General features: G+C 70.5%; 12 protein-coding genes and 4 pseudogenes. 8 read left to right on the top strand and 8 right to left on the bottom strand.

Features of this window, described 5'->3' with window-relative positions; translation table 11 throughout:
• Nucleotides 1–117 precede the first annotated feature (117 nt).
• Nucleotides 118–2,967 carry an AAA family ATPase gene (locus ACZ4N5_RS06295; protein ID WP_467755953.1) on the top strand — a complete coding sequence of 950 codons (2,850 nt, stop codon included), beginning with the start codon at nt 118–120 and terminating at the stop codon, nt 2,965–2,967.
• Nucleotides 2,968–3,785: 818 nt separating this feature from the next.
• Complete coding sequence (locus ACZ4N5_RS06290) at nt 3,786–4,577, top strand: S1 family peptidase (RefSeq protein ID WP_467755952.1); 792 nt, start codon at nt 3,786–3,788, stop codon at nt 4,575–4,577.
• Between the two features lie 238 nt (nt 4,578–4,815).
• On the opposite strand, the gene ACZ4N5_RS06285 is transcribed toward ACZ4N5_RS06290, so the two are convergent.
• Nucleotides 4,816–5,922 carry a winged helix DNA-binding domain-containing protein gene (locus ACZ4N5_RS06285; protein WP_467755951.1) on the bottom strand — a complete coding sequence of 369 codons (1,107 nt, stop codon included), beginning with the start codon at nt 5,920–5,922 and terminating at the stop codon, nt 4,816–4,818.
• Between the two features lie 152 nt (nt 5,923–6,074).
• On the opposite strand from ACZ4N5_RS06285, the gene ACZ4N5_RS06280 reads away from it, so the two are divergent.
• Together ACZ4N5_RS06280 and ACZ4N5_RS06275 are read left to right on the top strand one after the other, a co-directional pair.
• Entirely contained in the window at nt 6,075–7,307 is a 1,233-nt protein-coding gene (locus tag ACZ4N5_RS06280; RefSeq protein WP_467755950.1) for a magnesium and cobalt transport protein CorA, read from the top strand.
• Nucleotides 7,308–7,506: 199 nt separating this feature from the next.
• Nucleotides 7,507–7,626 (top strand): annotated as a pseudogene (locus tag ACZ4N5_RS06275) (IS5/IS1182 family transposase); the annotation flags it as partial.
• 211 nt (nt 7,627–7,837) lie between these two features.
• On the opposite strand, the gene ACZ4N5_RS06270 reads toward ACZ4N5_RS06275, so the two are convergent.
• Nucleotides 7,838–7,990: a hypothetical protein gene (locus ACZ4N5_RS06270; protein WP_467756326.1), complete on the bottom strand. Its 153-nt coding sequence runs from the start codon at nt 7,988–7,990 to the stop codon at nt 7,838–7,840.
• A 271-nt stretch (nt 7,991–8,261) separates the two neighbouring features.
• Here ACZ4N5_RS06270 and ACZ4N5_RS06265 point away from each other — a divergent pair, with 271 nt between their 5' ends.
• Nucleotides 8,262–9,080, top strand: coding sequence for a hypothetical protein (locus ACZ4N5_RS06265; protein ID WP_467755949.1), 819 nt, complete (start codon nt 8,262–8,264; stop codon nt 9,078–9,080).
• A gap of 11 nt (nt 9,081–9,091) precedes the next feature.
• Here the strand turns inward: ACZ4N5_RS06265 and ACZ4N5_RS06260 are convergent.
• The 3 genes and pseudogenes from ACZ4N5_RS06260 to ACZ4N5_RS06250 form a co-directional block, all read right to left on the bottom strand.
• Nucleotides 9,092–9,469, bottom strand: a pseudogene (locus tag ACZ4N5_RS06260) (O-methyltransferase); the annotation flags it as partial.
• Nucleotides 9,462–10,421 (bottom strand): annotated as a pseudogene (locus tag ACZ4N5_RS06255) (glycoside hydrolase domain-containing protein); the annotation flags it as partial. The pseudogenes ACZ4N5_RS06255 and ACZ4N5_RS06260, both read right to left, overlap by 8 nt.
• 286 nt (nt 10,422–10,707) lie before the next feature.
• Nucleotides 10,708–10,983 (bottom strand): hypothetical protein, encoded by a 276-nt coding sequence (locus ACZ4N5_RS06250; protein WP_467756325.1) that lies wholly within the window; start codon nt 10,981–10,983, stop codon nt 10,708–10,710.
• Between ACZ4N5_RS06250 and ACZ4N5_RS06245 the strand changes: the two genes are divergently transcribed.
• Complete coding sequence (locus ACZ4N5_RS06245) at nt 10,967–11,677, top strand: HRDC domain-containing protein (protein WP_467756293.1); 711 nt, start codon at nt 10,967–10,969, stop codon at nt 11,675–11,677. The two genes, ACZ4N5_RS06250 and ACZ4N5_RS06245, sit on opposite strands and share 17 nt — an antisense overlap.
• 64 nt (nt 11,678–11,741) lie before the next feature.
• Here the strand turns inward: ACZ4N5_RS06245 and ACZ4N5_RS06240 are convergent, their stop codons facing one another.
• Together ACZ4N5_RS06240 and ACZ4N5_RS06235 are read right to left on the bottom strand one after the other, a co-directional pair.
• On the bottom strand, nt 11,742–12,215 hold the full coding sequence (locus tag ACZ4N5_RS06240) for a hypothetical protein (RefSeq protein ID WP_467755948.1): 474 nt from the start codon (nt 12,213–12,215) through the stop codon (nt 11,742–11,744).
• A gap of 152 nt (nt 12,216–12,367) precedes the next feature.
• Nucleotides 12,368–15,724 (bottom strand): ALF repeat-containing protein, encoded by a 3,357-nt coding sequence (locus ACZ4N5_RS06235; RefSeq protein ID WP_467756292.1) that lies wholly within the window; start codon nt 15,722–15,724, stop codon nt 12,368–12,370.
• A 594-nt stretch (nt 15,725–16,318) separates the two neighbouring features.
• Here ACZ4N5_RS06235 and ACZ4N5_RS06230 point away from each other — a divergent pair.
• Nucleotides 16,319–16,840, top strand: coding sequence for a hypothetical protein (locus ACZ4N5_RS06230; protein WP_467755947.1), 522 nt, complete (start codon nt 16,319–16,321; stop codon nt 16,838–16,840).
• A gap of 317 nt (nt 16,841–17,157) precedes the next feature.
• Complete coding sequence (locus tag ACZ4N5_RS06225) at nt 17,158–18,795, top strand: trypsin-like serine protease (RefSeq protein ID WP_467755946.1); 1,638 nt, start codon at nt 17,158–17,160, stop codon at nt 18,793–18,795.
• Nucleotides 18,796–19,141: 346 nt separating this feature from the next.
• Here ACZ4N5_RS06225 and ACZ4N5_RS06220 read toward each other — a convergent pair.
• Nucleotides 19,142–19,974 (bottom strand): annotated as a pseudogene (locus ACZ4N5_RS06220) (molybdopterin-binding domain-containing protein); the annotation flags it as partial.
• Between the last annotated feature and the right edge of the window lie 8 nt (nt 19,975–19,982).

Raw genomic sequence — 19,982 nt, 5'->3', positions numbered from 1 at the left:
ACCGGACCGTGAAATGACTTATGCGCGACATCTGTTATTTCCCTCACCACCCAGACTGTCCGAAATTCAAAGAGACCTTGCCTAATATTGGCCAGGACACGACACACGAGGGGAGCGGTGACCGTGCGAGGGGACTTCAAGGAACCTGCGAGACCGCGCCCCGACCTGGTCATCGGCCGGGAGGAACTCTTCGCCGGGGCGCGTGAACAGCTCTCCGGCGGTGGCAGTGTGCTCGTGCACGGGCCGGCGGGAATAGGAAAGTCGACCGTCCTGCGGGCGTTGGCCGCCGAATGCGCCGAATCGGCCCGGACCGTCTTGCGGTGCTCGGCCACCGAGTCCGAATCCCATCTCCCCTTCCTCGCGCTGGCCGACCTCCTCGGTCTGGTCGTCGACGAGATCGCCGACCGGCTGCCCGCCCCGCAGCGCACCGCCCTGGAGTCGGCGCTCACCGGCCGGGGCGAATCCACCCTCCAGCGCGACGGTCTCGCGCTGCGGCTAGCGGTGCTGTCGGCGTTCCGCGCCCTGGCCGCCCAGGGGCCGGTACTGATCGTCGCCGACGACCTGCAGTGGCTCGACCCGGCCAGCGCCGAACTGCTCGGCTTCGCCGCCCGCAGGCTCGGCGGCACGCCGGTCCGCATGCTCTGCGCGGTCCGTACGGAGACCGAGCCGCAGGAACAGGACCACGACCGCTTTCTGCGCGCGTCTGTGCCCGAGACCCTCGCCCTGCGGGTCGCCCCGCTGGCCCGCACCCAGGTGGCCGAACTCCTCGGACAGCGCGGCTACACCGGTCTGCCCCGCTCCACCGTGCGCGACATCCACCGCACCAGCGGCGGCAACCCGCTCTTCGCCCTGGAGCTGGGCCGCGCCCTCGCCGAGTCCCCGACCCGGCCGAGTCCGGGCGAGCCGCTCCCCGTGCCGACGTCCCTGCGCGCGCTCGTCCTCAGCCGTCTCGACATGCTGTCCGCCGAGGCACGCCGCACCCTGCTGGTGGTGAGCGCGGGAGCCCGCCCGACACTGGCCCTGCTGCATGCCGCGGGCCGGGAGAACGCCGAGGCGGAGACGGCCTCGGCCACCGCGCTCGGACTCCTCGCCACCGAACGCGAGACGCCGGGCATCCGCTTCGCGCACCCCCTCGTCTCGGCCGCCCTGTACGCGGAGGCCGACGCCCAGGAACGGCGCGCCGCGCACGCCGCCCTGTCCCGCGCGGCCTCCGATCCCATCGAACGGGCCCGGCACCTCGCCCTGGCCACCACCGGCACGGACCCCGCGGTCGCCGCCCGGCTCGGCGAGGCCGCGGCCGCCGCCCGTGACCGCGGCGCCCCCTCCGTCGCCGTCGGGCTCGGGCTGCTCGCCGCCCGGCACACACCGGCCGACACCCGGCCGGGCCCGGACGAGCGGCGCCTGCAGGCGGCCGAGGACGCGCTGACGGCCGGGGAGACGGACCTCGCACGGGACATCGCGCGCCAGGTGCTGTCCCGGGCCACCGCCCCCGCCGACCGGGTGCGGGCCTGGATGGTCGTCGTCGACGCCGCCGGGCAGGCCATGGCCGAGATCGACGCCGTCTTCCCGCAGGCGCTCGCCGACGCGGGCGACGACCCCGGCCTGGTCGCCCTCGTCCGCTACCAACTCGCCTGGCGGGCCCTGCTCATGGACGGCGAGATGACCAAGGCCCGCGAGGAGGCCGCCCGGGCCGCGCGGCTCGCGGCACGTGCCGGGGACCGGCGCACCGAACTCCTCGCGCTCGGCTTCCAGGCGCAGATGGAGACCCTGATGGGGCACCCGGACGCGCCGTCGACCATCCAGCGGGCGATGCGCGAGCCGCAGGACCCCCGGGTCGCCTGCGACCACAACGGCGCCGGCGCCGCCCGGTTCCGCTGGCTCATCATGGGCGACCGGCTCGCCGAGGCCCGTACGGCCATCACCGCACTGCTGCGCGAGGTGCAGCGGCGCGGCATGGTCGAGAGCGAGCTGCACTTCCTGCGCGGTCTCGCCGAGACCGAACTGCGCTCCGGACATTGCGGCCGCGCCCTCGACCTGGCCCGGGAGAGCCTCAGGCTGGCCCGCGACACCGGCATCGGCGAGGCGGCCACCGCCATGTTCACCTCGCTCGCCGAGGCGGCGGGCGGTGACGTGGACCGGGCGCTCGCCCTCGCCCACGAGGCGGTGGACCGCGCCGAGGAGGACGGCGACCTGGTCTACCTCTCACGCGCCCTGGGCGCCCTCGGGCACGCCCAGCTGGTCGCCGGGGACGCGTCCGCCGCGGTCCACTCCCTGCGCCGGGTCCGGGAGTTGGAGGAGGGACTCGGTGTCATCGACCCCGCCCGGGGCCGTTGGCACGGGGACCTCGCCGAGGCCCTGGTCCGCATCGGCGAGACCGCGGAGGCGCAGGACGTCATCGACGTGACCCGCCGACGCGCGCTGCGGCTGGAACGCGAGAGCGTGCTCGCCGTGCTCGACCGTGCCGAGGCCCTGGTCCGCGCCGCGCGCGGCGAACAGGGGCCCGCGGAACGCCAGTTGGCCTCCGCGCAGGACCGTCTCGCCAAGCTGGGCTACGGCCTGGAGGAGGCCCGCGCCGCGTACGCCCTCGCCGGTCTGCGCACCCTCCCCCAAGCTCTCGCCTCCGCTCGGGCAGGGGGGACCCCCGTCCCGGGACCCACGGCGTACGACGAGGCGGCCCGGCTGTTCCGCCGGTGCCGTGCGCTGCCCTGGCTCCGTCAGGTCGAGACGGCGTCCGCGCCCCGGCCGGCCGCTCCGCCCCTCGCCTCCGCCGCCCTCGACACCCTCGCGGCGACCGAGCGCCAGGTCGCCGCGCTCGTCATGGAGGGCGCCACCAACCGGGAGATCGCCGCGCGCCTGTTCATCAGCGTCAAGACCGTGGAGGCCACCCTCACCCGGGTGTACCGGAAGCTGGGGATACGGTCGCGGGTGGACATCGTGCGGCTGGCGGCGGAGCGCAGGCCCGGCTGAGACCTCCGGCGGATGACGGCGGGAAGCGGCTCCGTTCGGCGAGACCGCTGACCGGAACCGCGATGCGCCTCCGGTGCGAAGCGGGCCGTCCGGTGACGCCGCCGCCGGGTCTGTGACGCACCCCCCGGGGGGGGAAGCGGCAGGACCGGCGGAAGTACGGGCCGGAACGGTGACGAAGCCCCGCCGGTAAGCGGCCGGACCGGCGGAAGTACGGGCCGGACCGATGACGCGGCCCCGGCGGGCAGCGGCTGGACCGGCGGAGATGCGGGCCGGGACGGTGACGCGGCCCGCGGCGGGAAGCAGCAGGATTGGCGGAGGCGCGGGCCGGGACGGTGACGCCGCCCACGCGGTAAGCGGCGGGACCGGCAGAGATGCGGGCCGAAACGTTGACGCCGCCCGCGGCGGAAAGCGGCCGGGCCGGCGGAAGTGCAGGCCGGGACGGTGACGCGGCCCTGGCGGGAAGCGGCCGGACCGGTGAGACTGCGGGCCGGAACGGTGACACTCCGGCCTGGAACGGTAGAGCTCCCGGCCAGGGCGGTAGAGCTGCTGGGTGACTCCTTCGGGTGAACGGGCGTCAGACGGGCGGGGCCCCCGGGCCGGGACCAACCGGACGGCGCCCGCGTCAAACACCGCTCGCCCCGGGCAAGGGTTTTCCCTCCCCCATCTCCACTAGGGGGTTCCCTCATTGGGAGGGAGCGGTCCCACGCCCTAGCGTGTGGGCGTGCCGCTCGCTCGGGCACACGACACCCCACCCAGGGGCGTCGTGACTCACCCCCCACACCCGCGCGTCCCCCCACCGGCAACTTTCAAGGAGACCGATGTTCGGGCTCAACCGCGTCAAAAAGACCGCCGCCGTCTGTGCGGCGACCGCCGCAGCCGCCGCGACCACGCTGCTCGGCGCCCCCTCCGCCGCAGCCGCGCCCCAGCCCATCGTCGGCGGCACGACGACCACGACAACCGCGTACCCGTTCATGATGCAGATCACCGACGCCTCGCAGAACCAGTTCTGCGGCGGCACCCTCGTCGCCGCCAACAAGGTCGTGACCGCGGCCCACTGCATGGCCGACGAGACCACCGGCAGCATCCGCGTGGTGGGTGGCCGAACCTACCTCAACGGCACGAACGGCACCGTCAGCAAGGTCAGCAAGATCTGGATCAACCCCGACTACACGGACGCCACCAACGGCGACGACGTGGCCGTACTGACCCTGTCCACGTCCATGTCGTACACCCCGGCGCAGTACGTCTCCACCTCGGACACCGGCCTGTACGCGACCGGCACCACGGCACGCATCGTCGGCTGGGGTACCACCGCGGAGAACGGCAGCTCCTCCAACCAGCTGCGCACCGCGACCGTCCCGATCGTGTCCGACTCCAGCTGTGCGAGCTCGTACGGCTCCAACTACGTGGCCTCCGACATGGTCTGCGCCGGTTACACCGCCGGCGGCGTCGACACCTGCCAGGGCGACAGCGGCGGCCCGCTGCTCATCGGTGGCGTGCTGGCCGGCATCACCTCCTGGGGCGAAGGCTGCGCCGAGGCCGGCTACCCGGGTGTCTACACCCGCCTGACGACGTTCTCCAGCCTGGTGACCGCGCAGGTCAACTCGTAGTAACCAATGATCTCCTGAGTACCCCTCAGGTAAAAGCCGAGGGGCGTTGCGAGCCTCCACGAGCGGTCCGCAACGCCCCTCATCCACTTGGGCCTCCCCCTCGGCCTCCACCTCGGCCTCCTCACGGGTTCCACCTCGGTCTCCGCTCGGTGGCCCTCACACTTGCCGGCGGACGGCTGCTTCCCCGCAGCCCCCCAACCGTCCGCCGGCACTTCAGGTCGCACACCGCGGCAGGGCTTCAAGGCCGTGCGACCGTGCCGAACCGGAGGTCGTACCCCTCCCCCTCGTGCATCGCCGCGAGCATCCGCTCCCCCTCCGCCGTGACCTCGTCCCGCTGCGCCTTCGTGAACCGGCCGAAGGGTTCGACGACGAGCTCGCCCGCCTCCAGCTTCCACAGGCCGGACAGGAATCCGTCGACGAGCAGGGTGCAGTAGGCCTGATTGCCCTGCCAGGAACGCCCCTTGAGGTCGGCGGGGACGACCCGGGAGCGGTCGGCGTGGGACAGCAGCAGATTGTCGAACTCGGGCAGGAAGCGGGGCGGGGCAGGGGTGTCCGCGTCGGGCCGGGACGCGTCGGGCAGGTCGAAGAGTTCCACGCCGTTCTCGTCACGGAACGTCGTCAGGCGGGGCCGGAGCCGTTCGAAGACCTCGCGGAGCCGGGTCAGGCCGGCCCAGGTCTGCATGTCCTTGACCGAGGCGGGGCCGAAGGCGGCGAGATAGCGCAGCACGGTCCCGTCGGGTGCCGGGGCCGGTTCGGCGGGGCGGCCCAGCCAGTGCTCGGCGGTGGTGAGGGCGACCTGGCCGCTGAGGCCCCACAGACCGCGCGGGGTGACCTGGACGAGCGGCAGGGTGCAGCGGGCCGCGATGGACAGGGCGAACGGATCGGCGTCCGGCCACTCGGCGAGCAGCGCCTCACGCAGCTCCTTCATGGTGCGCGGCTCGGTCTCCACCAGCTCACGGCTGACCGCGGCGAGCCGCTCCAGGTCGACGCCGGTGAGCCCCTTGCGGAACTGGCCCAGCTCCCGGTCGCGGGCGGCCTGCACCAGCGGGCGCAGGGTGAGGGCGTCCTCGGCGGTGTGCGTGTGGATGGTGGAGCGCATGGTGACGATCCGTACGACCTCGCGTGCCTCCATGGCGGCCGACAGCTGCTCGGGCCGGAAGCCGTCCACCCGGGCGGCGAGGGCGTAGTACGGCGGCTTCACGTTCTGCGCCTGGAGGCCCAGTAGGTGTTCGACGGCGGCCGTCGCGGACAGCGGGGAGCGGCGGAGCAGGAGCTGACGGTCGAGGGTCGCGCGGTTGAGCGCGCGGGTGCCGAGCACGGGGGCCGTCGCGGTCGTCTTCGTCATGTCCGGCACGCTAACGCTGCTTGCGGACACCTCCTGTCCGCAACTCTCGCCCGATCCCGATCCCGACGCCGCCGGGCACTCGCTGACTCTTTGCCCCGTATATCCTGCTCCGTGATCACACAGATGTACGTTCGACCCTGGAGGCAGCCGCGATGTCCGAGCGACGCGCCCGCCAAGCCTCGAAGAACCGGAAGAGCACGCGGGACACGAACAGCTCCGCGGAGACGAAGAACTCCGAGGTTCCGAACGGTGCGAAGGCCGTGCGGAAGTCCCTCTGGCGCCGCGCCCTGACCCCGCCGGCCGCGCCGCCGCCGCAGCCTCCGGCGCCGCACGACTCCGCTCCCGCGCCCGAGCCCGCCGATGTCGTCAGCGTCGTCCAGTCAGCGCTGTACCGCGACGGGGTGCGGGTCTCGACGCCCACGTCGCTGGCCGAGACCTTCCGTGAGCTGCGCAAGCATCCGCACGGCATGGCGTGGATCGGCCTGGCCCGTCCGACGGAGGCCGAACTCCTCTCGCTGGCGGCCGAGTTCGACCTGCATCCGCTGGCCGTCGAGGACGCGATGGAGGCGCATCAGCGTCCGAAACTGGAGCGCTACGGCGAGACGCTCTTCGTCGTGCTGAGCGCCGCCCGCTATCTGGACGCGGTCGAGGAGGTCGACTTCGGCGAGCTGCACGTCTTCGTGGGACCGGACTTCGTGATCACGGTCCGGCACGGCGCCGCGCCGGACCTCTCGGCGGTGCGCCGCCGCATGGAAGGCAGCCCGGAACTGCTGAGGCTCGGACCGGAGGCCGTCCTCTACGCGATCCTCGACTCGGTCGTCGACGGTTACGTCCCGGTGGTCACCGGCGTCCAGAACGACATCGACGAGATCGAGACCGAGGTCTTCCGCGGCGACCCCGCGGTGTCCCGCCGTATCTACGAACTCTCGCGCGAGATGGTCGAGTTCCAGCGCGCCACCCGTCCGCTGGTCGGCATGCTCCACAGCCTGATGGCCGGCTTCGCCAAGTACCGCACGGACGAGGAGCTCCAGCGCTACCTCCGCGACGTCGCCGACCACGTCACCCACACCAGCGAACGCGTGGACGGCTTCCGCCAGGCCCTCACCGACATTCTCACCGTCAACGCGACGCTGGTCACCCAGCAACAGAACGCCGAGATGCGGGCGTTGGCGGAGGCGGGCTTCGAACAGAACGAGGAGATCAAGAAGATCTCGTCCTGGGCGGCGATTCTCTTTGCTCCCACACTCGTAGGAACTATCTACGGCATGAACTTTGAGCACATGCCTGAGCTTGGCTGGACCTTCGGATACCCCTTCGCGATCGGCTTGATGGGGGTGGTTTGCGCCAGTCTGTACGTGATTTTCAAGCGACGGGACTGGCTCTAGTCCCTCGCGCCACGCTCAGTTCCTGTTCACACTTTGCTCACGCATCCACTGCGGATCGAGCGAGGATCGGCCGTGGGGAGTCCCCGGGAGAAGTGATGCGGGTGATCTCCTCGCCCTGCTGGCGGCGGGCCCCTGACCTGGTCTTTTGGTCGTCGGTGAACGCCGGGGAGAATCCGGGGAGAAACGACTGGCGGGCCCACGCTTCACGCTCGGCCGCCCTCGCACCCGGCCGGACGCGGTCGCCGCCGATAAGGCCTACTCGTCCCGCGGCAACCGGGCCCACCTACGTCAACGCAACATCAAGGCAGTGATCCCGGAGACGGTCGAAGCGCGCGATGGGGGTCCGGTCGAAGTGGTCGGGGCACGCATGCGAGGAGAAGGCGAAGGACAGCTGCGCCCAGCCGAGCAGGTAGCAGAGGGTTCCGGTGGCGACGGATGCCTCGACCAGGCTGGGGAGCCATCGGTCCCAGCGGAAGCGTACGAAGGCCAGGCCGAAGCAGATGGAGCGAACCGCCAGATCCAGGAACCCATCAGGTCGAACCGCCGGCGAACAGTTTGGCGTGATTGGACTTCATCGCCGCCTGGCTGCGGGCCTCCAGTCCGGCGCGAGCGATCAGCGTGTCGGCGAAGCCGAGGCAGTAGTTCTTCAGCCTGTCCTCGGGAAGCAGGTGGGAAGGGATCATGGCGGCTCCTCCCGTCCGCGCTCGCCGGTCTGCTCGTCAGCGCGCCGCCCACATCGGCGACGCTCCCGGCCCCGCACGGCCCTAGCCCGGGTCGATGCCGGGGCCGCCCGTGCCGCCCCGTCCTGACGGGCTGTCAGTACGTCCAAGGGCGGCACGGGTGAGGCTCGCGGCCCCGCTTCGAACCCCGCGAAACGTGAGTTTTCCGTCATGGCCGACGGGCAACTTCACCTGGGAGCATGGTGGCCCATCGGGTGGACGGGGGGAAAGCGGGATGACCACTGCGCACAGACGGGTTCGTGCGGCCGTGATCGTTGCGGCGGTGCTGGCGGCCGCCGGCTGTTCCGGCGGGGGCGGTGACGACGCCGCTTCCAGCCCCTCCGCGACGACAACCGCGGCGGCCCCGGCCACCACCCCTTCGACGGCCTCGCCCACCCCTGCGGTCAAACCGTCGGACATCTACCCCACGAACGCGGCCGGCTGCCATCCGAACGCGAAGTGGAGTACGGCGAAGGCGGTGGACTGGGTCGACTGGGGGCAGGTCGGCACGCCGGCCCTGGGCCCGGGAGAGGTCCGGTTCCCCAAGTCCATGCCCGGCTTCGACGGGCCCCTGTGCGACCGGGTGACCGTCCAGGTCCAGTACTGGCGCGTCAACTACCGGCCGTCCAGCGCCACTTCGGCCGCCGACCCGCTTTCGAGGGAGGTGAACTACGACTACGCCCTGCAGTTCCTCAAGCGCACCGAACTGCACATCGACGGCCGCAAGGTCCACGACGTGAAGCCGCCGAAGGGCTTCGCCTCGGCCAAGGCCAGCCCCTGTGACGGCTTCCTGGAGGCGATCTACGTCGGCGCACCGCTCAAGAACCGCGAACTGCCGACCAAGATCAGCACGGGCAACACGATCGTCGGCGACGACGTCACCTTCCCGACCAAGCGCGTGGTCGATTACCACGTGTTCGCGCCGTCCGCGCCCCAGCTCTGCGACGACAACGGCATCCCCACGGCATCCCCCGCACCGTCCGGCTACCCGTCGTCCGGCTTCGGGCTGTCCACGCCGTCCTACCCCGCCTTCGACCTCACCCCGAAGAGCTGAGCGGCCTGGGGCTACGCCAGCACGCGCGCCAGAGCGAAGCCGTCGTGGCCCTTGCTGCCCACCGTCTGCAGCGCCGTGCCGGTCAACCTTGGGTGGCTGCCGATCAGTTCGATCACGGCCCGGCTGCCCACCACGTCCGGCGAGGTGCTGCGGGCGTCGGCGACCTGGCCCTGCCGTACGACGTTGTCGACCACGATCAGGCTGCCCGCGCTGGGGGAGGCGGAGCGCCCACTCCAGGTACCGCGGGTTGTTGCTCTTGTCGGCGTCGATGAAGACCAGGTCGAAGGGGCCGGGTTCTCGTCGGCGAGCTTGGGCAGCGACTCCAGGGCCGGGCCCACCCACACCTGGACGAGCGCGTTGAGGCCCGCCCGCGCGATGTTACAGGTAGCGGCCCACGTACTTGACGCCCTCCGCCTTGAGCGCCACCGCACGCGTCGGCGTGATCTTGGTGACGCAGTCGCATGCCTCGCCCTTACGGGACTGGTCGCCGAAGGAGACCCGCAGCGAGGCCCACGTGGAGAAGTCGCCCGCTCCGGTGACCGGCAATTTCACGTACGCCGGGAACTCGCGCACCGCGTCGGCCAGGCCGGCGGTGAAACTTCCCTCGAATGCCACACCGTAACGCCTGTTGAAGATCATGGCCGCAGTGAACAAGAGGACCCAGGTGCCCCTCGCACCGACCGTGATCGTGTGCCTCTTCAGGCCTTCCTGAGTGCCGGAGCCGAAGTTCCCGTTGGCCGTACCGTCGGCCATGCCTATCTCGTACTGCACGGCGTAGATCACGGCCTTGGCCACATCGCGCGAGTAGATCCCGTCACATGGGACGATGAAGAAGTCCTGCCGGTCGACGTAGCGTCCGTTGAGCCACTGCTGAATGCTCCGGACGGAGTCGGAGCCGTTGCCGACGCCGACATGGGCGTCCATGTTCAGCAGACCCTTGAACACCTTCGGTACGAGATCGCTGCCCCCGTAGACCTGGTCCACGCCCATGCGCTGCTTGAGCAGCGAAATCGAAGAAGCGACCCGGTCACTGAACTTGCCGTCGATGCCGCCGCCGTCATAGCCCTTGCAGTACAGGGCAGACTGAACGATACGTATGAAGTCCGCCGACGGCGCCGTGGAAGCGTTGACAACCGGATGCTTCGTCTGCAGAGCGGACAATGTTCCGGGTCCGAAGCTGTTGGACAGGGAAGCGATCCCCAACTCCCACTGCAGGGCGCGAGTGAGGGCCTCCATCGTATTCCAGCTGGTCTGCCCGTCCTCCTTGACGGTCATGCCGATGCGGCTGCCATAAGTCGCGTTGACGAATTTCTGCGCCTGTAACACCATCTCGTCGGCCATCGGCACCCCTCCGTTTCGGGCAGGGGAAATCACACGAAGAGGCAAGCGGCTCCCCCATGGTCCGCGCCAATACCCCCCTCTTTTCGAGCGGTTGGTCAGACGTGTTCGAGGCGAGCGGGACCACTGTAGGCAGGCGATATCCCTGAGACGCAAGAGAAAACCGGCAGATCGCCCCTCTCCTGTGGCGCGAAAGCGATACATCGACCGGTCGGCTGACATCATGATCCTGTTGTGGTCACGGAGAATCCCCCGTGAAGAGCAAGGGTCGCCCGAGCGTCACCTCGCATCAAATCGGCCGAAAGTAGGCCCACCCCTTGACTATGAAGCCGAGTTGGCCAGCCAAGCGGGTCGTGCGGCGCTGGTACCGCTCCAACAGTTCGGGGACCTGCTCGCGGAAGGTCTGCCGAGGGCAGCCCAGCACAGTACAGACCAGGCGCCGCACCTGGAAGCCGTCCTTGCGAGATGCCTTCCAGCGCTTCCCCTTCTCCCGAAAGGGGATAACGCCTGCCTTCGCGAGGGCGGGCTTCCATACTTCGTCGTTGAAGATGTCGGCCAAGGTCATCCAGTTCGACCACGACGCCCTCTCGGTGTTCCACGTCGGGGCGGATCAGAGCACCGCGGAGTCGCGCGGGGTCGTGCGTCAGCTGCTGGTGTTGCGGCTGCTGTCGGTGGAGGGCGAGTACGGGGCGCTCGTGCCGGCGGACGACAGCGGCGAGGTGCTGGGAGGGCGCCGCACCGTCTCCATGCGGAAGGAGAAGGCGGTCGCCGGTCCGGCCCGGAAGGAATCCGGATCGCGCTCCGGGAAGGGCGCGCGCGTGCCGGTCGACCTACCCGCCGCGGCCGAACCGGTCTTCCTGGCCCTGCGTACCTGGCGGGCCGCGACGGCAACGGAACAGGGCGTACCGGCGTACGTCGTCTTCCACGACGCGACGCTGCGGGAGATCGCGACCCGGCCGCCCGCCACGGCGGAGGAGCTGGGCACGATCGGCAGGATCGGCGAGGCCAAGCTCACCATGTACGCCGAGGGTGTTCTGGACACCCTGGCGGAGTGCGGTGCCGGCGCGCCGACGGCCACGGTCCCCGCCCCGGCCGCCGTGCCCCCGGCCGAGTCCGCGCCGGCTGCCGCCGCAGGCCTGGCCCCCGTCGGCCCGGCTCCCGCCGTACGCGCGGCGGCAGCCCGGCCCGCGGCGTCCGACGCCGACGAGCCGCCCTTCGACCTGGACGAGATGGACCCGCCCTGGGACGACTGGGAGTAGTCCGCGGCGAGGGCCGCCGGGGCCGGCCCGTCCCGGTGGCCACGACGCTCGGCGCGGGCGTGTTTCAGCCCCGCCAGGCCTCTTCCACCGCTTCGCCGAGCTTGCGGCGAGTCAGCCAAGGGGTCAGCAGCGCCATGCGGCCGAGCACGTGTCCCAGCCAGTCGGGGTCACCGAGCCGGTGCGCCTCGCCTGCGGCGACGACCTGTGACAGCAATTCCTCCAGAAGGAAGGTGTCGAGGAGACGGTAGGGGCGCGCATGCCGGTCGAAGGTCAGCTTGCGGTCCTCGTAGGGGTGGCGGAGCGTCATGTCGATGTGACCACCGCCGCGCCCCTTGAAGGGACCGGAAAGGTTGCCGAGCATCCCCAGCAGCGAGTACTGCCCGTGGTTCGGGTACCCGCGCCCGATGTAGACCCTGATCCCGAGCATGATCCTGGACCACGGGATCAACTCGCCGCCCCCGAGGCGGCCCTGCCAGCAGAGTCCCTCCGTACGGAACTCCAGCCAGGATCCGCCGGGACGGAGAGAATCCCCAACCACCCAGTGTCCGTTGACCAGTTCCAATGGCCCCAGAGCCATGTGCGCATACCCCACGGGTTCATTTGATCACATGGTCCACCCGGGCGCGGGGTGGACAAGGGCCGACGGCATGTCCGCCGCCGGCCCTTGACGCGATGCCGCGCCCCGTCCGTTTAGAAGAGGGACAGGAGGCTGGTCACCGGCGAAACGAGATCGTGCCCGAACTGCGTGATCTTCGTGGCGACGGTACCCGCGCCGATGGCGCCGATCCACTTGGACTGGCCGAAGGTGAGGACACCCAGGGCGGTGCTCGCGAGGGAGGACTTGAACTGGCTGCTCGTCCAGCCGTAGCCGATTCCGGTGAACAGCGTGTTGAGTCCGGCGAACGCCATGGAGGTGTACCCGAAGCCCGCGGCGAGAGACTCCACGAAGGGGACCGCCGGCGGGAAGAACATACCGACGGCCAGACCGGCCAGACCGGTGAAGGCGGAGGCGAGCCCGAACATGATGCTGAGGGCGTTCGTGGCGTCCGCCAGCCACCGCGCGTCCTCCTTCCACCAGGGAAGGCCACCCTTGACGCTGTCGTTCTCCGGCTTGTCGCACGGATTCAGCCCGGCGTCCTTGGCCGCCTTCGCGTCATCGGCCGCCTTCTTGGCCGCCGCCGCGACTTCAGCCACCCGCTTGTCCATGGCGATCTGGTGGGCCTGGCTCGCGGCCGCCGCCGCCGCATTCGCGTCCTGGCCGGCCTGAACCGCGGAGGAGTGAGCGGAAGCGGCCGACGCCTGGGCCGCATTGGCGGACGCGACCGCGTTGAAAGCGGCGTCCACGGCGCGGTTGGCGGAGTAGTTCGCCGAGCGCGCGGCGGTGCGCGCGGTGGCGGCCGCCTGCTTCGCCTTGTCGGCCGACGCCTGCGCGGACGCCGCCGACTGCTCGGCGCTGTTCGCGAACGTGTTCGCCTGCTGCGCGGAGGTGACGGCCTGCGCGGCCGACTTCTTCGCCTTGTTCGCCCAGTCCAGCGCTTCGTTGGCGGCGTTACGGGCGTTGGCCGCGGCCTCCTGGGCGCGGGCGGCGTCCTCCTGTGCCTTGTACGCGATCTTCGCGGCGGCGGCGATCGCCCCCTGCATCGCGGCGATGTGGGTGGCCGAGTCGTAGTCGAGCTGCGCGGTCTTGTGCTGGACCGAGGTGATGAAGTTGCGGCGCATCCATGCCGGGCCCTCCATCGCGGCCTGGGCGTGGGCCTTGGTGTACGGGCCTCCCGTGTGGAGGAGGGTCGCGGTGGCGACGGTGTCGTCCTCCTGCTGCGCCGCCTCGAAGGTGCTGCCGAGGAATTCGTACAGGGCCTCGGGGGTCCCGGCGTTGAGTGCGGTGTTCGCCGCGTTCGTCACCGAGCGGCCGGGGTTGTTGGCCAGGACGCGGCTGACCGCGACGCGGTTGTCCATCGCGGCGGCCTGGATCACGCCGGTGCTGAGGAAGTTCGTCGCGGCGTCCGGGGCAGTGCTCGCCAACGCCGTCGTCGCGGCGGAGGCGACGTCCGGAGTACAGGTCCTGGCGAGGTAGAGGCTGGTTTCCCGGTCGTCCAGTCGCTGCGCGATCTGCCGGTCGGTGTCGATCCAGACGTGGACGTCGGAGTCCGTGCCGGCCAGGGCGAACCGCGCGGCCTCCTGCGACCAGGAGCCCTTGGAGCTCATCAGGGCGATGGCGGCCTTGCGTCCGAGGACGGCCGCACCTCCCATGTCACCCGTCTTGAGCGCTGACTCGGCCTGGGTCACGAAGTCCTTCGTGACCTGCTCGGCCTGCTCGGCCTGGGTCCGCCGCTCGGCGAACGCCACCTTCTCCTGGGCCTCGGCCTGCGCGAGCAGCCGGGTCTCCTCGATCGCCTGCTTCGTGTCCTGGTCCAGGCGCTGCCATTCGGCCTCCCGCGCGCTCTTCTCCACCGCGACCGCCTGGGTGACGGCGTCGGTGGCCGTGTTCGCGGCCTTGGTGGCTTCGTTGGCGAACTCGGTGGACTTGTTCGCGTAGTCCACCGCCTGGCCGGCGTACTGGACGGCCCAGTCGGCGGCGGCCGCGGCCTTCTCCGCGTGGGTGGCCGCGCTGTTCGCGGCGTCGCGTGCGGTACGTGCGGCCGTGGCCGCCGCGTTCGCCAGGAGCTGCGCCGTTCCCGCCGCGTTGGTCGCGATCTGGGCGTTGGCGCCGGCGATCCGCGCTTCGCGCCGGGCCTCCGCGGCCTCGGCCTGGGCCGCACCCGCGGCGTTGGCCGCGGCGGCCGAAGCGTTCGCGGCGGCGGAGGCGTTGCGCGCTGCCGAAGCGGCGGCGTCCCCGGCCCCCGCGGCCTGGGACGCCGCACTGGCGGCGTAGTCGGCGGCCGTGGCGGCGCTGCGCGCCTGGGCCGCGGCGGTGCGGGCGGCGACGGCGGCGTCCTTGCAGGCGGCTGCCTGGGAGGCGTCCTTGGAGGCGGCGATGGCGGCGCCGTACGCCCGAGAGGCGGCGGAGCCCGCGCTGGCCGCCGCCTGGCTCGCGGCAGCGGCCGCGTAGGCGGCTCGGCGCGAGGCCTGAACAGCGGCGTTGGACGCGCTCATGGCGACCCGCGCGGAGTCGGCGGCACCCTTCGCGGCCTCGCCGGCCTTGCGGGCCGCCTTGCCGGCCTTGGCCACGTCGTCCTGGGCCGCCTGGGCCTCGGCCGCGGCGTTCTCCGCCGCTTCCTTGGCCTTCGCCGCGGCCTCGATGGCACGGGCGGCGGCCTCCTCGGCCTGCTTCGTCATCGCGTCGGCCTTCTTGCCTTCGCGCTGGACGACCGCCACGAGTTCCTGGATCTTCGAAGCCTCCTGGTCGCGGGCACGGGCGATGTGCTGGCCGGTCTCCAGGAACCACTCGACGTCGGCGGCGGTGCCGGACAGTGCCCGGGAGGCGTACTTCTGCACCTCCGGGCCCGCCTGCACCATCATCTTGGAGGCCTCGACGCGCATGTCCTCCTGGCGGGCGGTGTACTGCCCGTCGGTGAGGAACGCCTCCAACGCGGCCTGGGAGCCGTCGTTCAGGGCGGTGTTGCCGACGCGGTTCACGGCCTTGCCACCGACGGCCATCACGGTGGCGGTGGCCACCCGCAGGTCTTCGGCGATGGCGGTCTTGAAGCCGCCCGCGAGGTAGGCGGCGATGGTCGAGTCGCCCCCGTTGATCGCGGCCGCGGCTTCGCGCCGACTTCCCTTACCGCCTCCCGCGAGGGAGGTGATGATCGCGACGCGGTTGTCCATGGCCGTGTCCGCAGGGAGTAAGACGGCCAGGAAGTTCTGTACCTCAGCGTCGGATCCGGTCAGCGCCGCCGCCGCGGACGCGCGAACAGCCTTGCCGCCCAGCAGCCACGCCTTGACGACCTTGGCCCGGTCGGTGTCCGGCAGCAGGAAGGGGTCACCGTTGTCGTCCGCAGGCGGCGTGGCGGCCCACGCGGCCGCGGGGTTGAGCACGAGGCTGGAGGTGGTGATGACCGCCGTGGTGGCCGCGACGGCACCGAGGATGCGCCGCCTGCTCCAATACATGGTGTCCAAAACTGTCCTTAGCAATCAGTGCCTGTGGGCGGCGCACACATGGCGGCATCGCCAGACAGGGAGTTGTTTTGGCCGTGCCCATGTCCCCCAGCCCGTAAGGAAGTCGGGGGGCACGGGAGATGCGCAGCATGACCCTATGCGGCAATCAGTGAATTGAACACCCGCCGCCACGCAATGGCGAGACACGGTCCGGCCGTGAGGAAAACTGGAATCAAATCTTCCGGCGGCGGGTTTTGAATTCAAGATTCCGGTAGCTGACGATTTCTTGACGACGTGGCGCACGTCACGTTCCAGACGGCCAACTTGTCCTGGTTCACGCAAAATATATCGATGGACGGGCACCGGGGCGGGTGTTTTCATACCGGGGACCGCCAGGGTGTGCTCGCCCCGCTGTTTCATCAACGCCCTTTTCTTTCCCGGAGGTTATGGCAGACTGGGCGCGCAGTTACGATCTTGCTGGGAGTGGGGGACTTCCGGGGGGTGATGCACTCGTCGGCGAGTGCATTTCCCGTTGGTCAGTCATGGCCTTCACCTCCGCGTTGGTACATGTTTCGGGTCTTCCCCGAGACCGACGACAGGACAGCGATGAAGGTACGCAAGGCAATTGTGCGAACTGTTGGCGCGGCCGTGGGCGCGGGCGCCTTGGCGTGGGTCGCGATCGCCGGCGGTGTGACGGGCGGGACCGCCGCGGCCGCGGGCGGCAACGACATGAAGGCGATCGCCGAAGACGGCCCCGGATACGCCATCGAGGACTTCGGGTACCCGAACGCCGACAAGATCCTCGCGGAGCAGCACATCACGCTCAAGCGCGGCGACGGCCACATCCTCCTCGCCGACTGTGCGAGCGCGACCGACCTGCTTGAGGTCTGGTCTCGTGCGAACGACAAAATCTGCTTCCGTGTCACGGGCACCAAGGGCTACCTGACCCTGGAGATTCCCTCGGTCTTCGCCGTCAAGGGCAACAACTACTCCGCCCAGGTCGACATGTCCGTTGGCACCGAATCGAAGACGTTCGACGTGAACAAGGGCGCCTGGACTCCGGTCGGCGAGAGCGCGGACGAGCAGGGGCGTGACTTCATGCTCATGGAAATCAGGACCTCCGCGTAACACGCGTAGGAATCGAAGACGATCGAAGACTTCCGTTCACGGAATCGTCGACTCTGATTCCCTCACGTTTAATCCGATCTGCTCCGAGACAGAGGTTCGCGGCCGTCGTCATCGAATCCGACCAGCGGCTCGGCTCCCTGAGGCATCTGAAGTCCGGGGAGAACGGTCGGTGTATCACCGTCCGCCGTTCGGCGACGAGTTGTCGAGGCGAAGAGCCTTCGACGGAACCCGGCGCACAGCGCGCGACGGCCGAAGAGGCAATCGCGGCAGCACCCTCGACCGATTTCCTACGCACCTGATCAACCGAAGGAAGACGCATGTTTGCACCCCGTCCGCGTTCGGCCCGGATAGCCGGTCTCCTGGTCTCCGCCACCGCTGTTTCGGCCGGGCTGATCCCGTCCGCTCCCGCCATGGCGATGACCGGTCCGGAAGCCGCCGCCGGCCAGCTCGCGTCCGTGGCGAAGCTGAACATCGGCGACGAAGCCACCTCCCGTGCCTGCACCGCGACCCTGGTCGACGAGTGGTGGATCGCCACCGCCGCCAGCTGCTTCGCGCAGACCCCCGGCCAGCAGGTCCCCGCCGGCAAGCCCGCTCTGAAGAGCACCGCCACCCTGAGCAGCGGGCGGGCCGTCGAGGTCGTCGACCTCGTGCCCCGTACGGACCGCGACCTGGTTCTGGCCCGCCTCGCCAGCCCCGCCACCGGCATCGCCGGCATCAAGCGCAGCGCCGCGGCCCCGGCCGCCGGCATCGACCTCACCTCGGCCGGGTTCGGCCGTACGAAGACCGAGTGGGTCCCCGACAAGCTGCACACCGGCACCTTCACCGTCGGCTCCGCCGACGCCACCACCCTGACCATCACCGGCAAGGGCACCGACGCGATCTGCAAGGGCGACACCGGCGGCCCGCTCCTGAACGCGTCCGGTGAACTGGTCGGCGTCAACAGCCGTTCCTGGCAGGGTGGTTGCCTCGGCGCCGCCGCCACTGAAACCCGCACCGGCGCCGTCTCCGCGCGGATCGACGACCTGGGCGACTGGGTGCAGCAGGTGAGGGCCCTGACGCCGGGCTGGAAGGCCGAAACCCTCGTGCAGGCCGGCACCGGCCTCTACCAGGGCATCCGCCTGGCCGACGGATCCTGGACCGGTTTCACCGACGTCCAGTCCAAGGCCGGGAACATCGGCGGCGTACGCACCGCCGCCGCCGCCGGGATCAATGGCGACACCCATGTGGTGGCGCTCGGTACCGACGGGCGCTTGCGGCACACGATCCGCAAGGCGGACGGCACCTGGGGCACCTTCGGTGACCTCAACGCCGAGGCGGGCACCCTCAGCAACATCACCCAGGTCTCCACCGTGTCCATCGGCACCGAACTCCACGTCGTGGTGGTCGCGGGCGGCAAGGTGTTCCACACTGTGCGCACCGCCGCCGGGAACTGGGCCGCCTTCGGTGACGTCGCCGCCGCCACCGGCCCGATCGGCGCCGTCACCTCCGTCGCCACCGCCAGTGCCGGGGGCGAGCTCCAGGTCATCGCCGTCAGCGGCGGCAAGGCCTTCCACACCATCCGCCGGACCACCGGCCACTGGGTCGTATGGGGTGACGTCGCCCAGGCCGCCGGAGCCACCGGCCCCATCTCGTCCGTGAGCACGGCCGGTGCGGGCGGCGACAACCACATCGTGATCGCCACCGACAACGGCACCCGGCAGTACCACTCCATCCGCTACGCCAACGGCACCTGGGCCCCCTTCGGCGACCTGAGGGGCATTCTCGGCACCGTGACGGCCAAGTCCGTCGGCGCGGGCACCGTCGACGGCGAACTCCAGCTCGCCGTTACGACCAGTGACAACCGGATCCTGCACGTCGTGCGCCACACCGACCGCACCTGGTCCCCGACCACAGGGGTCAACACCCAGGGCGTCACCGGAACCTTCGGCTCCATCTCCCTCGTCGGCACCCTCTGACACACCGCATGCCGGTCCCCGCGGCGCCGCGGGGACCGGCATGCGGTGTGCAGTGCATCCTGAAGGAAGAAGGCATGATTGCATCCCGTCCGCGCTCGGCGCGGACAGCCGGTGTCCTGGTCTCCACCACCGTGGTTTCGTTGGCCTTGATCTCGGGTGCTCCCGCCCAGGCGGTCACCGGTCCTGAGGCCGCCGTCGGCCAGTTCGCACACGCCGCAAAGTGAACATAGGCGACGAGGCCACCTCCCGTGCCTGCACCGCGACCCTGGTCGACGAGTGGTGGATCGCCACCGCCGCCAGCTGCTTCGCGCAGACCCCCGGCCAGCAGGTCCCCGCCGGCAAGCCCGCCGCGCACCGGTGAAGGACCGGCGCCTTCCCGGCCCAGATTGCCGCGCAGCAGAAGGAGGTTGACGATCTCCCGCACGGTGTCGACGCCGTGTTCGTGCTGACTGACACCGAGGCACCAGCTGATGATGGAGCGGTCGGCGTCGCGGTACACCCGCGCCGCCTTGAGAATGCCGTCCCGGTCGATCCCGGACTGGCGCTCGATCTCGTCCCAGGACGTGGCCTCGCACACCGCGCGGTACTTGTCGAAGTACGCCGTGTGCCGGTCGATGAACTCCTGGTCCAGGGCCTTGGGGTCGGTGCCGGACTGCTCCAGGATCGCCTTGGCCATGCCCCGCAGCAGCGCCATGTCGCCGCCGATGCGCGGCTGGAGGGTTCGAACGCGGCGCGCCAGCTGATCGGCACGTAGTGGTCCGACTCCGGGTCGTAGACCATCGGTTCGGTCAGCCGGCCCTGGTTCTCCAGGTCGTAGTCGCTCCAGCCGAACAGCTCGGTCACCGAGTGGGCGGCGAAGAACTCACGGCCGACCCGCTTGTTCGTCATCTCCCAGGTGACGTGCTTGATGCCGTTCTCGCAGATGTCCAGGTGCAGGCCCTTGGTGTCGTCGGGCCATGCGCATCCGGGGCAGTCGAAGCCCGTGTTCTCGTGGTTCATGCGCATGATCGCCCGCGGGCCGTCCACAAGGGCACGTTCGCGCACCAGGAACCGCCCCACGCTCTTGGCCGCACCCCAGCCGGCGGCCGGGTGACGGTACGGATGGAATTCCGGCTCGCCCAGGGGATCGGGCCCCACATGGGGCTCCAGCCCGTCCCGCCCGTCCTGGGATGCGTTCAAGAGTCTCA

The organism is Streptomyces sp. NPDC026500 (genome assembly GCF_055567635.1).
The sequence above is the reverse complement of the archived record's forward strand: the minus strand, read 5'-3'. Positions and strand labels throughout refer to the sequence as shown.